The organism is Streptomyces sp. NPDC050625 (assembly GCF_040654755.1).
In the GTDB taxonomy this organism is placed as follows: Bacteria; Actinomycetota; Actinomycetes; order Streptomycetales; family Streptomycetaceae; genus Streptomyces.
The window spans coordinates 244,926-259,449 of record NZ_JBFAIQ010000002.1 but is presented as its reverse complement, the minus strand read 5'-3'; the positions used below and the strand labels follow the sequence as shown (position 1 = coordinate 259,449).

Below are 14,524 nucleotides of genomic sequence, written 5' to 3'. Positions count from 1 at the left end.
CCGGACGCGGTGCGCCCATCGCGCTCAGTCCGCCGGCGGGACCCGGTCGCAGACCGAGGGGAGCCAGGTCAGGCCCGGCTTGCGGCCGAGGGTGTCGAGGGACTTCAGCAGGGACCCGAGGTCGCCGGGGCGGGCCAGGAACTCGATGGTCGCCTGGGCGAAGGCGTCGCGCACCGTGGGCGGCATGGCGTCGGAGGCGTCGAAGCAGTGCACCGCCCGCCGGTCGAGGAGGGTGGTGGCGAGCGAGTGGCGGTACGCGGTCACCGGCTCGTACGTCTCCAGCGGCACCTTGGCGTCCACGGAGAAGCCGGACTCCTTGGCGCTCCAGGCCCGCTGCGCCTCGGCGGAGGCGAGGTAGCCGATCAGCCTCTTCGCCTGCGGGGTCGCGTGCAGGAGGGCGACCAGGTCGCCGGAGACCTCCCATGCCTCCGAGTCGCCCTTGCCGAGGAGCCGGGAGGAGGCCACGTACTGACCGTCGACCCGCTTCCACGAGTCGGAGGAGTTGCGGATGAACGAGGCCTGGTGCTCCAGGCTGCACTGCCGCGGATCCTTGGTGACGAACGCGGAGGCGTCCTGGTAGTCGGTCAGCAGGGCGCGCCGGACCAGGTCGTCCGGCTTCCGGCCCGCTCCGACCATGGTCCCCCACTTCTTCCAGGCGTTGCGGACCGCGTCGGAGTCCCAGGGGATCTCGCCCCGCGCCCATTTCTGGTACGTCTGCCAGCCCGACTGCTGGAGGAGGATGTCCTCGATCCAGTCGGTGCCGGGCCAGCCGCTGGTCGCTCCGGAGCCCATCCCCAGGCACCACTGGCCCGGCTGCCGGGCGGCGTCCCGGACCTGCTGCCCGGTCATGCCGCCGGGGTGCCAGACGATGCTCTTCAGGTCGGCCTTGAGCGGGAACCAGTACACATGGCCGTCGATCGGGGTGGCCCAGGACTCGCTGAAGTCCCCCTTGGGGATGAGCCCTTCGAGGGCCTTCAGCTGGTTCTGGCGGACGTACGCGGCGAGTTCACCGGGCCCGGTGAGCACCACCACGTCTGGCGGGGTGCCCGCCTCCACGTCGGAGCTGAGCACCTGGCTCTCGGCGGAGCTGCCCTGGTAGTCGACGCGGATGTGGTACTTGCTCTCGAAGGGGGCGATCACCGCCTCCTCGAAGTTCCTCTGGTCCTCGCCCGTCCAGTTGGCCAGCAGGGTGACGGTCGGCTCCCGGCCGTAGACGCGGACGCCCACGACGACGAGGGCCGCCAGCAGGGCCAGACAGCTCGCCACGACCGTGACCGTGCGGACGGTCGACCGGGGCGCGCTCACCGCGGCCTGAACCGGTAGTCGTTGATGTGCTGTCGCAGGCCGGTCTCGGCCAGCATCATGAGCAGGCCCCCTCCGATCACGATCCATACGGCCGCCGCCGCGCGGAAGCCGGTGTGTGCCAGGTTCGCGGCGGTCTGCCGCCCCGCCTCGGTGATGGCGGACGGCTCGGACAGCTGCCCGTGGAGCAGCCCGCGGGTGTCCGACATGCCCTCGTGCGTCCACAGGGTGAACAGCGTCAGGGTCACGACCCCCACGACCAGCAGGGCGCCGGCCGCGAGCAGTTCGCGGTTGTACTTGCGCCGGAACCGGCGGCGCAGATAGACCTGCGTCTCCAGCAGGGCCGCCGCCAGGGCGAGGACCAGGAGCACGACGACGCTCCAGCCGAGCCACAGCGTCCAGCCGAAGCTCGTCTGCCGTTTCATCACGCCCTGCTGGTCCTTCTGCAGCTGATCCAGCCGGGTCCTTATGCCCGAGTGCCTGTCCTCCAGGACGCTGCTCGCATACCTGAGGTAGGCGTCGCGCAGCACGCCCGCGGGTTCGAGCTGCGCCTTCTGGACCATGCCGTGGTACACGGTGATCAGATCGGCGACCGTCTGCAGGGCCTGCCGGCCCGCCGGCCCGCCCACGTCGTCGGCGGCCGCGACGGCCAGACTGCGGGCGGCGACGGAGATCTGCTTCTGGAACTCGCTGGTGGACGGTGGGGTGGCCGTGGCCTCCTGCTGGGCCCGGGCGAGCGCGTACCGCGCGGTGTCGACGGCGAGGACGCCCGGCACGCTGGAGGTGCGCAGCGGGTCGGCGTCGCCGTGCACCCCCTCGTAGGAGACGAAGAGGCAGACGGTCAGCACGGCGGTGAGTCCCAGCAGCAGCCGGCGGCGCAGGGACAGGTCGTGGGCGGTCGTGCTGGCGCCGTGCGGCGGGCGGTGCCGGCCGCCGAGGACCCGCTCCACAAGGCGGGGCAGGGAGCCGGGCGCGGCAGATGCTCTCGTGTCCCGGGGCGGGGTGCCGGTGCTCATACGGACTCCCCGAGCCGTCTGCCGCAGTCGCCGCCGCAGTACAGGGAGCCCGCCGGGCCGAGCCACTTGCAGTCCGGGCACTCCACGAGCTCCTCGCCGCCCTCACCGGACGCGCCAGGGGTGTCAGGTCCGGCCGGGGGCTGCTGCGCGGCGGCCGCCGGGTCCGGTGGGGTGGTCATGGCGCTGGAGAGGATCAGATGCTGCCAGTCGACGTCCTTGAGCCCGTCGCGCACGCCGACCCGGCCCCCGGGCTCCTGCCCCTCGTCCGTGATCTGCCGCAGGGCGCGCAGCAGTTGGGGGTCGTCGAGCTCCCGCGCCAGTGCCCAGGCCCGGCCGAGTTCGGCGTCCGCCTCCGTCCGGCCGTCCACGCCGCGCAGCCACGCCCGGTACGCCCGGGCCACGGCCGCGCCGGACTGCTCGTACAGCTGGTGGCGCCGGACTCCCGGGTGCTGCCGGGAGGCGTCGGCGGGATTGTCGGTCCAGTGCACCAGGACCGGTTGCGGCGCGGGCAGCCCCACGGTGCGGCCGAAGTCGGGGACGAGCAGTTCCACGGCGGCGAGCTGGAGGTCCTCGCCGAGGTCCCGGCCGGACGGGTCGGCGGTGAGGACGACCTGGTAGTGCCGGACCTCGTCGCCCCAGCCCCGGGTGACGTACTCGGCTCCGCGCTCGCCCGATCCGGTGCTGACGGTGAGGAGTTCCTGTTCGGCCGGCACGACCTGCTTGACCTGCCGGATCACCGTGCCCGGGGTGGGGACGAGCCGGATGCGCAGCTCGGGGACGGCCGTGCCGAGCAGGCCGTTGACCAACTCCTCGTAGGCGGCGGGTAGTTCCGATTCATGGCGGACCGCGGCCGCCCGTCCGTGCAGTCGCCGGGCGATGCGCAGCAGTACGTCGGCGTCCCAGCCGTCGCCGATGCCCCAGGCGTCGCAGATGAACCGGCCGTCACAGGCGTCGAGCGCGGTGTCCAGCCGCATGGCGGCGCGGTCGTCGTGTTCGTTGCGGCCGTCGGTGAGCAGCAGGACGTGCTTGATGGGGGCGTCCTGTCCGTTGAGCAGCCGGCGGGCGAGGTCGAGCCAGGTGCCGATGGCGGTGCCGCCGTCGGCGTCCAGGACGCGTACGGCGTACTCGGCGGCCTCGCGCTGCCGCGGGTCGGCGACGGCCATCGCCTCGGCGCCGGGGGCGGGGTGGACCACGGTCGCGTCGAAGCGGCCGGACAGCACGGCGAAGGCGGTGCGGTCGGGCAGCAGTCGTACGGCCGCCACCGTGGCGTCCTTCGCGGCGCGCAGTTTCGTGTCGGGGTGGAGCATCGACCTGGAGGTGTCGATGATCAGCACCTCGGCGAGTGCGGCCCCCGAGCCGCCGGGCCGTCCCGGCAGCGGTCCGGCCCCGGTGTGGGTGACCCCGATCTCCAGGATGGCGTGCATCTCCTGGTCCCTGGGCGGTCCGGCGGCCGTCGGAACGGCGGACAGGTACTTGTTCTGGCCGACCGCCAGCGTCACCTCGATGCCACCGGCCTCGCTCATCGCTGTGTTCCCCTTCGACGGCTCGTCATTACGTCTGTTCAGAAGGTGGTCATGGGCCGGACGGCGTTGGCCAGGTCGAGCAGGCGTCCGTGTTCGTCGGCGGTGCGGGCCTGGCCGGCCAGGTGCCGGAAGGACTGTTCGAGGAGTGCGCGCAGCGTGTCCTCGTCACCGGACCCGAGCACGGCCCCGGTGGGGAAGTCCGGCCCCCACCCTTGCGGCGGGCGCCGGCCGAGGGCGTTGTCCCGCACCTCGGCGACCAGCCGGGCCCGGGACTCGCCGTCGGCCGCTCCGCCGTCCAGGCGCAGCTCGGGCAGTCGCCGGACCGCGTCCCGCAGGTCGGCCACGGACGGCGCCCTGCCGTCCAGGGTGCCGGTGCGGATGCGCACCGCGGCGATGCGGGCCGCGTCGTGGTGGCGGGAGGTCGAGGGGACGTGGTCGAGGACCCGTACCGCCTCGTCCCTCCGGCCGGAGGCGAGATGGCCGCGGGCCAGCCCGAAGGCGGCCGCTGCGTGGGCGGAGTCCCGCTGCCAGACGGCCTCGTGGAACTTCATGGCCCGGGCGGTCCGGGGATCGCGCTGCCCCTGGGTGTCCCGCTGCGCCTGGGTACCCCCCTGCGCCTGGGACTCGCGCAGCCGCTCCGCGCAGTAGCCGAGGGCGAGCTTGGGGACGTATTCGCCGGGCAGGGCCCGGTACACCGCCTCGAAGCAGCTGCCGGCGTGGCTCACCTCGTCCTTGCTCAGGTGCAGGACGCCGCGGTGCCAGGCGATCCGCCAGTCGTACTTGGCGTCCTGCGCGCCGAGTTGGGCCTCGGCCTCGTGCAGCCAGCTCTCTGCGTCGCTCTGACTGCCGCTCCTCAGATAGGCGCGGCACAGCCACAGCGCGGTCTCGGGGGTGCCCAGCCGTGACTCGCGGCGCCACTGTTCGGCGACGCGGTCCGGGGCGTCCGGCGGGAAGGTGTCGAGCAGGAGGGCGGCGCCGTCGGCGGGGTCCGGGACGGGCTGGGGCAGGGCGGCGGCCACCTCGTGGGCGGGCGGCGGGCTGATGTCCAGTTCGCCGGGGCGGGCCTCGGGGCGGGCCGTCCAGTGGGCCAGGGAGGGGATCGCGCCGAGCCCGGCATCGAGGGAGGCGTCAGTGGGGCGGAACCGGGTGGAGCTCTCGGGGAGCTGTTCGCCGAACCGCAGCGAGCGGAACTCCCGCAGCACTTCCCACAGTTGGCGGGACATCTCGGCCGCCGAGCGGAACCGGGCACGGGGTTCGGCGTGCGTCGCCCGGTCGATCAGGCGCCGGAAGGAGTCGGGGGCGAGGCCGCGGGCCGGTTCCGCGCTGCGGGCCAGGGCCTGCAGCGTCATGCCGACGGTGTAGAGGTCGCTGTCGACGTGCCAGCCGCGCTTCTCGATCTCCTGCTGCGGCGGGGCGAAGGTGCTCGTGTACACATAGGCGGAGGTGCGGTCGCCGATCGCGCGCACCGCGCCGAGGTCGATGACCTTGATGCCACGCCCGAAGTGGATGACGTTGGCGGGCTTCATGTCGCAGTAGAGCAGCCCGCGTTCGTGCATGTACTGGAGCGCGCCGAGGATCTTGCAGCCGTAGGTGAGCACATGGTCGAGGCGGGGGCGGCCCTTGAAGAGCCGTTCCGCGTCCTCGTCGTCGAAGAGGTGCTGCAGGGAGCGGCCGCCGATGTAGTCCATGACCAGATAGCCGGTGGGCGACTGGCCGGGCACCTCGTGTTCGGCGTAGGTGATGATGCGGACGATGTCGGGGTGGTGCAGAGCGGTGAGCGAACGGCGCTCCTCGACGGCGTTGCGGCGGGCGAGCGCGTCATGGACGTTGATCAGTCCCTTGAGCACCACGCGGTGCCCTTCGGCGCGGGTGTCCTCGGCGAGGTAGATCCAGCCGAGGCCGCCGCGGGCGAGACAGCCGAGGATCCGGTAGTGGCCGGCGACGATCTGGCCGGGGTGGAGCTGGGGCAGGAAGGAGTAGGGCGTGCCGCAGCGCGGGCAGCGGCCGGAGGACCGGGCGGGCTGTCCGCCGTAGCCGACGCCGATCATCATCGTGCACCCGTCGGCGCCGCAGCGGCGTCCGCCGGTGGGAGGTCTGGGCTCCTCGACGACGGGGTGCGCGGGGACGGGTACGTCGGGCAGGACGACGAGTCCGTGCTGGTCGAGGTCGCCGACCCCGGCGACGGCATGGACCGGGGCGTGGCCGGGCGGCTCGGGGCCCGCCTGCCCCGGCTCACCGGCATCGCTCGGCACCGGCTGCGGCGGCAACTCACCGATGAGCCCCGGCCTGCGCCCGCACGTGTCGCAGAAACCGGTGACCATGAGACGGCCCGCGCAACCCGCGTGGGTGCATGACGTCACGCTGCGCCCTCCCTGCCGAAGTCGTCGGTGCAGTACGCCTGCGGATGCCCGGAGCAGTACGGCGCGGGGACCAGTCCGCGCCGGTCGAGGCCGCCGACCCCGGCGACGGCATGGACCGGCGCATGGCCGAGCGGCTCGGGGCCCGACCGCCCCGGCCTGCGCCCGCACGTGTCGCAGAAACCGGTGACCATGAGACGGCCCGCGCAACCGGCGTGGGTGCATGACGTCACGTTGTGCCCTCCTCGTACGCCTGCGGGTGCCCGGAGCAGTACGCGACGAACCGCCCGGCCGCCTGCTCCGCCGCGTCGACGTCGCACGGGGCCTCGCGCAGCAGTGCCGAGGCGGTGTCATACAGCTCGTACGCCATGAGGTTGCGCTCGGCCTGCGCGGGGTCGGCCCTGCCCTTGGACAGCTCCCACACCGAGGCGACCCGGCCACGCAGTTCGTCGCGGCGCGCGATGCGGGCGTCGAGCAGTGCGGCCGCCCGCTCCAGCCGCCGGGTCCGGCGCGCGGCCGCGGCCTCGTAGACGAAGAGGTCGTCGGCCCGCGAAGGTTCCGTCTCGCGGTCGGCGGCCTCGGCCAGTTGCCCGCGCAGCAGGCGGGTGAGCGGGATGCCGCGCCGGGCCCGGTCGATCAGGCGCGCGGTGTCGGGATCCCCGCCGGGCAGTACCCGGCCGAGGCGCTCGTCGAGGGCCGGTCCGAGCCGGTCCACGATCCGGTCGAGGTCCGCGCGCAGCCGGGCCCAGCGTTCGGCCAGCGGCCGGTGTACGAGCGTGTCCGCGGCCTGCGTGGCGCGGTCGTTCGGGGCGCGGAACACCAGGAGCAGTCTCGCTCCCTGTTCGGCGAGCCGCTCCAGCATCCCGAGCAGCGGGTCGGGTTCGGCCGCCTCGTCGACGCCGACGAGGACGGCGGCGAGCGTGATGCCCATCGCCACGATCTGCTCGGGCAGCGGGACGGCGGTGTCCCTGGGGGTGCCGAGCCGCTCCGCTATCCGGTCCATGACCTGAGCGACCGTCAGTCCCTTGACCACGAGGGCGAGGTCGTGCCCGCCGGGCGGCGGGACGGTCTCACGCGGATCGTCGGCGAAACGGCTGGTGTTGTCACGGGTGCGCAGTTCGCGGTCGGCCAGGGTGACCGCGCGTCTCAGGGTCCAGGCGCGGCGGCCGCGCACCGGGACGACGGTGACGAGCACCGGCCAGCCCTCACCGCGGAACCAGGTGGCCAGTTCGGTGGCGAAGGGCACGTCCAGTTCGCCGGTGCTCTCCTTGGGGTGCAGCCTCGGGTCGACGGCGGACGGGCCGACCGTCCAGGCGGCGACCTGCGGAAGATGGCGCAGGATGGTCTCGGTGGGGCTCATGTTGGTGAACGCGGATCCCTGTCCCACGTCGACGCTGAGCACGATGCCGATGAGCTCGCCGGTCGCGTAGTCGACCACTCCCCCGCCGCTGAACCCGGGTCCCGCCAGTTCGCCCGGGGTCTCGGGGCGAAGCTGCACCTGACTGTCCCGGCCGCGCCCGCCGACCAGGGTGGCGCTGTGCCATCTGCCCCCGTCGTCGCCCTCCGGGAAGCCGTACATGCCCACGCCCTCGCGCGAGGCCGCGAGCCGGCACAGCCGGGTGGTCTGCCGGGTGGGGCGTGGTTCGGCCAGCCGCAGCAGGGCCAGGTCTCCGGTGCGGTCGCCGAAGGAGTCCTCCTGCTGCGGCACGTACTCGTCAGGGCTGACCGTGGCGGCGACCGCCGGTACGCCCGGCACGCCGACGAAGTGGACGACGTACCGTTCGCCCGGGCTGACCACATGGGCTCCGGTGAGCACCCGGTCGGGCCCGAGCAGCACGCCGGCACCCACGACCGGCCCTCCGGCCTGCTGAATCCGTGCGACCCAACGCGGAGTCTCCATCCGCGACTTGACGGCTCGTTCCCCCGTGCGCGTCATATCTTCCGAGGTTACTCCCCGTACCCGTCCGGTACCACTGGGATGCGCTGGGACTTGACAGACGGGGGTTGTCCGGGGCAACGGGCGGTGCTGGGCACGGCTACGCAGGGGCCGTGGCCGCGCGCCAGCCGGTCCAGTGCAGGACGGTCACGGCGATCACCGGGCCGGTCGGCGGGTGGTCGCGGTACTGGGGGTATTTGTCGCGGAGCAGCGCGAGGGCGGCGGTGTACGCGGCCCGGTCGGGTGCGTCGCTCATATCCGGTGCGTCGCGTATATCCGGTGCGCCGGGCGCGTCGGGCGCGATGACGCGGGCCTCGCCGTCGGCGCGGACCCACCACAGGCGGTCCCAGTCCTCGTCGTACAGGTCCGCCAGCAGAGACACGGACGGATGGCCGGCGATGTTGCGCAGCCGCTTCAGCCGGGTCGTGGTCTTCGGCTTGTGGTCGATGGCGGTCACGATCCCGTCGGTGCCGTGCGCGGCGAAGACGACCGGCACCAGATGGGGGCGCCCGTCCGCGTCCACGGTCGCCAGCCGCGCCACCCGGGCCGCGGTGAACCTCCGCCGCGCCTCGTCCGCCGTCATGTCCGGCACCGTCCCACCTCCGCCGCCGACGCGGCCGTCAGTACCCGTCCAGCGCGTCGAGCACGTCGTCGTCCGTCAGTTGTCCGAAGTCGTCGTACCACTGGCCGACGGCCGAGAAGCCGTAGGGCTGGTGCAGACAGACCACGTCGTCCGCCTCTTCGCCCAGCAGGGCGAGCGAGTCCGGCGCGCCGACGGGGACGGCCAGGACGACCCGTGCGGGGCCCCTGCGCCGTACGTGGCGCAGCGCGGCGCGCGCGGTCGAGCCGGTGGCCAGTCCGTCGTCGACGACGATCACCGTGTGTCCCCGCAGGTCCGGCGGCGGGCGCCCCTTGCGGTAGCGCCGCTCACGGCGGTGCAGTTCCTGCCGCTCCCGCTCGACCGTCGGGGCGAGGGACTCCTCGGTCAGGCCCAGGCCGTCCAGGGTGTCCGCGTCGTAGAGCGGGGGGTCGTCGCCGGCGATCGCGCCGACGCCGAACTCCGCGTGGTGCGGGGCGCCGATCTTGCGTACGAGGAGCACGTCGAGCGGTGCTTCGAGCACCCGGGCGACCTCCGCGGCGACCGCGACGCCGCCTCTGGGGAGGGCCAGCACGACGGGTTCCGGCAGGGCGCCCTCGTCCCGCAGGTCTCGGAGCCGTTCGGCGAGTTCGCGTCCGGCCTGCTTTCGGTCCTGGAAGCGCATGGGTCGTCCTCTCGCTGGAGGTCGGTCCTCGTCTTCCATGGTGATACGGGCAACCGCACAGATCTATGCACACCGTCTATACCCGCTATGTATAGTCCGGCATGCCTCGGAGAAGCAGATACGTGAGGAGCTGGAGCGGCCCGACGACGCGATAGAGCGCCTCACCGGGCACCGGCCGACGCTGATCACCAAGCGGGTCCTCGCGCAGGCGTCCCTCTGCACGACATCTACCAGGGGACCGTGCCCGCCGTACCCGGCATCATCGACGCCCTGAAGGAGCGCGGGTACGTGTTCGTCACCGTGCCACAGCTGCTCGCGCCCGGGAAGGCCGAGCCGGGGAAGGTGTACCGGCCGTAGGCCGCGCGCCTCACCAGGTCAGATGGAGCTCGCACGGAGAGCGGTGGATCAGCGTGGGCCGCATGGTGACGGGGTGCCCGTCGGCCCGCCGCAGTCCGGGCAGTCGGCACGTCAACTCCTCCAGGGTGATGCGCAGTTGCTCGCGGGCCAGCTGTGCGCCGGGGCAGGCGTGCGCGCCGAAGCCGAAGGCGAGATGGCGGCCGGGGGTGCGGGTGATGTCGAAGTCGTCGGGGCGGGAATGGCACGAGCCGTCCCGGTTGGCCGCGCCGAACGCGACGAACACCCCTGCCCCGGCCGGGAGTTCGGTGCCCGCGAGGGTGACCGGGCGGGTGGTGATCCGGCGGAAGCCCTGGAGCGGGCCGTCGTGGCGCAGCGCCTCCTCGACCGCCGCCGGAATCCCTTCGGGCTGCGCACACAGCAGCTCCCACTGGGACCGGTGCCGCATCAGGTGCAGGACGGTGGTGCCGATCAGCGCGGTCGTGGTGAGGTGCCCGGCGATCAGCAGGTTCTGCAGATGGGCGACGGTCTCGTGCCGCTGGTCCAGGGTGAGTTCGTGCTGACCGGGGCCGGCCACCGAGGCGACGATCTCCGTGCAGAGGTCCTCGCGCGGCCGCGCGTACCGGTCGCGGGCACAGCGGTCGAGGACGTGCTGCATCGCCACCACGTCCTGGGCGGCGGCCAGTTGCTCCGCCTCCTCAAGGGGCCGGAACAGCAGTTCCTCGGCGCGGTGTCCGCCGTGCACGACCACGGGTACGTCGGCGGGGTCGAGGCCGACGATCCGCCCGATGACCTCACCGGGCAGCCGCCTGGCATAGCCGGACATCAGCTCCACGTGCCCGTCCTTGACGAAGTCGTCGACGAGGGCGGCGGCACGCTCGGCGGCGTACGGCACCTGCGCGGCGACCCGGGCCGGTGAGAGCGCGCGGACGAGCGGTGCCCGTAACCGCTGGTGGCGCTCGCCGTCCGAGGTGACCACCACCGGCCGCCCGCCGAACCCACCGCCGAGGGCGACGAGCGCGGCGGGCGAGGGGAGCACGTCCGGCCTGAGCGCGTTCGCCGACGAGAAGTCCTCGGTACGACGCAGCACTTCGCGTACGTCGGCGTCCCTGGCCACCAGCCACGCGTCGAGCTCGGCGACACGGGTGAGTCCCTCGGCCGTCCGGGCCCTCGCGTAGTACGGATAGGGGTCGCGCATCAACTCGTCGAGCCTGCGGTGCTGTTCGCGGTCCACGACGCCCTCCCGAACGCTGGTACGGGGACGCGCCTCATGGTGCCGCACGGCTGTACGGCGCGACAGGGGACGTACGGCGGCCGGCCGGTGGCCTCGCCCGAGCAATGCGGTGTCCCGCCGCTCCGACCAGCGTACGCCCGCTTACGAAGCCCTCGTTGGCGCAACTGCCCGAGGTGACTCGGGTCCCCTTTCGGACAACCGCTTCCCTAAGATCGTTGCGTGGTCACCTTCCAGCTCGAACGCACGGCACCGCTGCCGATCGACGAGGCGTGGCGCCGGCTCACGGAGTGGCCCCGGCACGCCGATGTGGTCCCGCTGACGCGGATCACCGTGGTCACCGATCCGCCGACCCGGGAGGGCACGCGCTTCGTGGCCCGTACCGGAATCGGTCCGCTCTCCTTGGCCGACCCGATGGAGGTCACCGCCTGGCACCCGCCGCACGACGGCGAGCCGGGCCTGTGCCGACTGGTCAAGCACGGACGGGTGGTGCTCGGCTGGGCCGAGTTGGAGGTACATCCGGGACCGGGCGGCCGTACCCGCGTGGTGTGGCGGGAGGAACTACGCCTCCGCGGCCTCCCGCACCTCTTCGACCCCCTCCTGGACCGCACGGCCCGGGCCATGTTCGGCAGGGCGCTGAACAGGCTGCTCAGGAAGGCGTGAACGGCCTGCCGGCGAGGGACCCACCCAACGGGTCGGCCGGAACGGCCACGTGGCCGTGCTCGCCGGTCTCGGCCACGGCCCCTCAGGCCACCGATCCGATCCGGCCCGCCGGTACGGACGTCGTGTCGTGGTGGATCGGTGTGTGCGCGCCCGTGAGGGACGCGCCGGTGCCGCCGCGGCGGCCTGCGACGATTTCCGAGGCGATCGACAGGGCCGTCTCCTCGGGGGTGCGGGCTCCCAGGTCGAGGCCGATGGGGGACCTGAGTCGTGCCAACTCCAGTTCGGTGACGCCGACTTCGCGCAGGCGCTCATTGCGGTCCAGGTGGGTGCGGCGGGAGCCCATCGCGCCGACGTAGGCCACGGGCAGCCGCAGGGCGAGCCGCAGCAGCGGAACGTCGAACTTGGCGTCGTGGGTGAGCACGCACAGGACGGTACGGCCGTCGACGTCCGTGCGCTCCAGGTACGTGTGCGGCCACTCGACGACGATCTCGTCGGCGTCGGGGAAACGGGTCCGGGTGGCGAACACCGGCCGGGCATCGCACACCGTCACGTGGTAGCCCAGGAACTTGCCGATGCGGACCAGCGCCGAGGCGAAGTCGATCGCGCCGAAGACGATCATCCGGGGCGGCGGGACCGACGACTCGACCAGCACGGTGAGCGGGGCGCCGCAGCGGGAGCCCTGCTCGCCGATCTCCAGGGTGCCGGTGCGGCCCGCGTCCAGGAAGGCGCCGGCCTCGGCGGCGACGGTGCGGTCCAGTTCGGGATGGGCGCCGAAGCCGCCCTCGTACGAGCCGTCGGGGCGGACGAGCAGGGCCCGGCCCCGCAGCTCCGCCGGGCCCGACACGATCCGCGCGACCGCCGCGGCCTCCCCGCGCGCGGCGGCGGCCAGCGCGGCCGCGACCACCGGACGGGCGGGGTCGGCCGCCCGTAGCGGTGTGACGAGGATGTCGATGATGCCGCCGCAGGTGAGGCCGACGGCGAAGGCGTCCTCGTCGCTGTAGCCGAAGCGCTCCAGGACGGTTTCGCCGTCCCGCAGCGCCTGTTGGCACAGTTCGTAGACGGCTCCCTCCACACAGCCGCCGGAGACCGAGCCGATCGCCGTGCCGTCGGTGTCCACCGCGAGGGCGGCACCCGGCTGGCGCGGGGCGCTGCCGCCGACCGCCACCACGGTGGCCACGGCGAAGTCGCGTCCCCGCTCGGCCCACCGGTCGAGCTCCTCGGCGATGTCCAGCATCTCTCGGTCTCCTGACGACGGTTGTGTGGAGGGTCTTTCGGGAGCGGCTAGTGCACGCCGAGCCAGCTCTCAATGGGATTGAGGGCGAAATAGACCAGGAAGATCCCTGTCAGGCCCCACATGAACGCCCCGATCTCCCGGGCCTTGCCCTGAGCGGTCTTGATGGCGACGTAGGAGATGACGCCGGCGGCCACGCCCGCGGTGATGGAGTATGTGAACGGCATCACGACGACCGTCAGGAACACCGGGATCGCGATGGCCCGGTCGCCCCAGTCCACATGCCGCGCGTTCATCAGCATCATCGCGCCGATGACGACCAGGGCGGCGGAGGCGACCTCCTGCGGGACGATCGCGGTGAGCGGGGTGAAGAAGAGGCAGGCCGCGAAGAACAGTCCGGTGACGACCGAGGCGAGGCCCGTGCGGGCGCCCTCGCCCACGCCGGTGGCCGACTCGATGAACACGGTCTGGCCGGAGCCGCCCGCGACACCGCCGATCGCACCGCCCGCGCCGTCGATGAACAGCGCCTTGGACAGGCCCGGCATCCGGCCCTTGTCGTCGGCCAGTCCGGCCTCGGTGCCGACGCCGATGATGGTGGCCATCGCGTCGAAGAAACCGGCGAGCACGAGCGTGAAGACGATCATCCCCACGGTCATCGCGCCGACCTTGCCCCAGCCGCCGAACTCGACGTGCCCGAAGAGCGAGAAGTCCGGCATCGAGACCGCGCTGCCGTGCAGTTCGGGGGCACCGGCGGCCCACTGCTCGGGGTCGATGACTCCGGCCGCGTTGAGGATCGCGGCGACGATCGTGCCGCCGACGATGCCGATGAGGATGGCGCCGGGGATGCCCCGGGCCTGGAGCATGAAGATCAGGAGCAGGGTGCCCGCGAAGAGGAGGACGGGCCAGCCGGCCAGTTCACCGGCGGGGCCGAGGGTGACGGGGGTCGCCTTGCCCTGGTGCACGAAGCCGGACTTGTAGAAGCCGATGAGGGCGATGAACAGACCGATGCCCATGGTGATGCCGTGCTTGAGCGCGAGCGGAATCGCGTTCATGATCATCTCGCGCAGGCCGGTGACGACGAGCAGCATGATGACCACGCCGTACATCACGCACATGCCCATGGCCTGCGGCCAGGTCATCTGCGGGGCGACCTGTGAGGAAAGGACACCGGAGACGGAGAGGCCGGCGGCGAGGGCGAGCGGCACCTTGCCGGCGAATCCCATCAGCAGTGTGGTGAAGGCCGCCGCGAACGCGGTCGCGGTGATGAGGGCCTTCTGGCCGAGCGTGTCCCCCGCCGCGTCCTTGCCGGACAGGATCAGGGGGTTGAGCAGGAGGATGTACGCCATCGCCATGAAGGTGGTGACGCCGCCGCGCACTTCGCGTGCGACGGATGATCCTCTCGCGGATATGTGGAAGTACCGGTCGAGCCACGACCTGCCGGCCGGGTTGCGGGTTCCCGCACCCGCGTCCTCGGCGGTGGTCGTCGGCTCCAGAGACTGCTGGGTCATGTGGGCCTACTCCCAAGGTTCATAGGGGCACCCGCGGCAACCGCCTGGGCGGCTGCGGGATTTGGGATGGTGCTTCGGCCGCACGACCCGGGGGACGGCCCGAGACGAACGATCTGAATACTCCGGGCGGCGCGGAGTGCG

Annotated in this window: 12 protein-coding genes and 1 pseudogene; 2 read left to right on the top strand and 11 right to left on the bottom strand. The window is 72.8% G+C overall.

Annotated features, from left to right (window positions below):
• Positions 1-24: 24 nt before the first annotated feature.
• The 8 genes from AB0I54_RS05415 to AB0I54_RS05380 form a co-directional block, all read right to left on the bottom strand.
• Positions 25-1,305 (bottom strand): ABC transporter substrate-binding protein, encoded by a 1,281-nt coding sequence (locus AB0I54_RS05415; RefSeq protein WP_363294561.1) that lies wholly within the window; start codon positions 1,303-1,305, stop codon positions 25-27.
• Positions 1,302-2,318 carry a hypothetical protein gene (locus AB0I54_RS05410; protein WP_363294560.1) on the bottom strand — a complete coding sequence of 339 codons (1,017 nt, stop codon included), beginning with the start codon at positions 2,316-2,318 and terminating at the stop codon, positions 1,302-1,304. The genes AB0I54_RS05415 and AB0I54_RS05410 overlap by 4 nt, the downstream gene beginning before the upstream one ends.
• Complete coding sequence (locus AB0I54_RS05405; RefSeq protein WP_363294559.1) at positions 2,315-3,841, bottom strand: VWA domain-containing protein; 1,527 nt, start codon at positions 3,839-3,841, stop codon at positions 2,315-2,317. Before AB0I54_RS05405 ends, AB0I54_RS05410 begins: the two co-directional genes overlap by 4 nt.
• A gap of 38 nt (positions 3,842-3,879) precedes the next feature.
• Entirely contained in the window at positions 3,880-6,201 is a 2,322-nt protein-coding gene (locus tag AB0I54_RS05400; protein ID WP_363294557.1) for a tetratricopeptide repeat protein, read from the bottom strand.
• Positions 6,198-6,431, bottom strand: a complete 234-nt coding sequence (locus AB0I54_RS05395; protein WP_363294556.1) for a hypothetical protein — start codon at positions 6,429-6,431, stop codon at positions 6,198-6,200. Before AB0I54_RS05395 ends, AB0I54_RS05400 begins: the two co-directional genes overlap by 4 nt.
• Positions 6,428-8,134, bottom strand: coding sequence for a serine protease (locus AB0I54_RS05390; RefSeq protein WP_363294555.1), 1,707 nt, complete (start codon positions 8,132-8,134; stop codon positions 6,428-6,430). The genes AB0I54_RS05395 and AB0I54_RS05390 overlap by 4 nt, the downstream gene beginning before the upstream one ends.
• Before the next feature lie 100 nt (positions 8,135-8,234).
• The gene (locus tag AB0I54_RS05385; RefSeq protein WP_363294554.1) at positions 8,235-8,726 is read right to left on the bottom strand and encodes a TIGR03668 family PPOX class F420-dependent oxidoreductase; all 492 of its coding nucleotides are present in this window, start codon (positions 8,724-8,726) and stop codon (positions 8,235-8,237) included.
• A 28-nt stretch (positions 8,727-8,754) separates the two neighbouring features.
• A complete protein-coding gene (locus AB0I54_RS05380) occupies positions 8,755-9,396 on the bottom strand; it encodes a phosphoribosyltransferase family protein (RefSeq protein ID WP_363294553.1) in 642 nt (213 codons plus the stop codon).
• A 112-nt stretch (positions 9,397-9,508) separates the two neighbouring features.
• On the opposite strand from AB0I54_RS05380, the pseudogene AB0I54_RS05375 reads away from it, so the two are divergent.
• A pseudogene (locus tag AB0I54_RS05375) lies at positions 9,509-9,753 on the top strand (polysaccharide deacetylase family protein); the annotation flags it as partial.
• A 10-nt stretch (positions 9,754-9,763) separates the two neighbouring features.
• Here the strand turns inward: AB0I54_RS05375 and AB0I54_RS05370 are convergent.
• A complete protein-coding gene (locus AB0I54_RS05370) occupies positions 9,764-10,984 on the bottom strand; it encodes a cytochrome P450 (protein ID WP_363294552.1) in 1,221 nt (406 codons plus the stop codon).
• A gap of 219 nt (positions 10,985-11,203) precedes the next feature.
• Here AB0I54_RS05370 and AB0I54_RS05365 point away from each other — a divergent pair, with 219 nt between their 5' ends.
• A complete protein-coding gene (locus tag AB0I54_RS05365) occupies positions 11,204-11,644 on the top strand; it encodes an SRPBCC family protein (protein ID WP_363294551.1) in 441 nt (146 codons plus the stop codon).
• An 82-nt stretch (positions 11,645-11,726) separates the two neighbouring features.
• Here the strand turns inward: AB0I54_RS05365 and AB0I54_RS05360 are convergent, their stop codons facing one another.
• Positions 11,727-12,878, bottom strand: coding sequence for an XdhC/CoxI family protein (locus tag AB0I54_RS05360; RefSeq protein ID WP_363294550.1), 1,152 nt, complete (start codon positions 12,876-12,878; stop codon positions 11,727-11,729).
• A 47-nt stretch (positions 12,879-12,925) separates the two neighbouring features.
• The gene (locus tag AB0I54_RS05355; protein ID WP_363294549.1) at positions 12,926-14,383 is read right to left on the bottom strand and encodes an NCS2 family permease; all 1,458 of its coding nucleotides are present in this window, start codon (positions 14,381-14,383) and stop codon (positions 12,926-12,928) included.
• Positions 14,384-14,524: the final 141 nt, after the last annotated feature.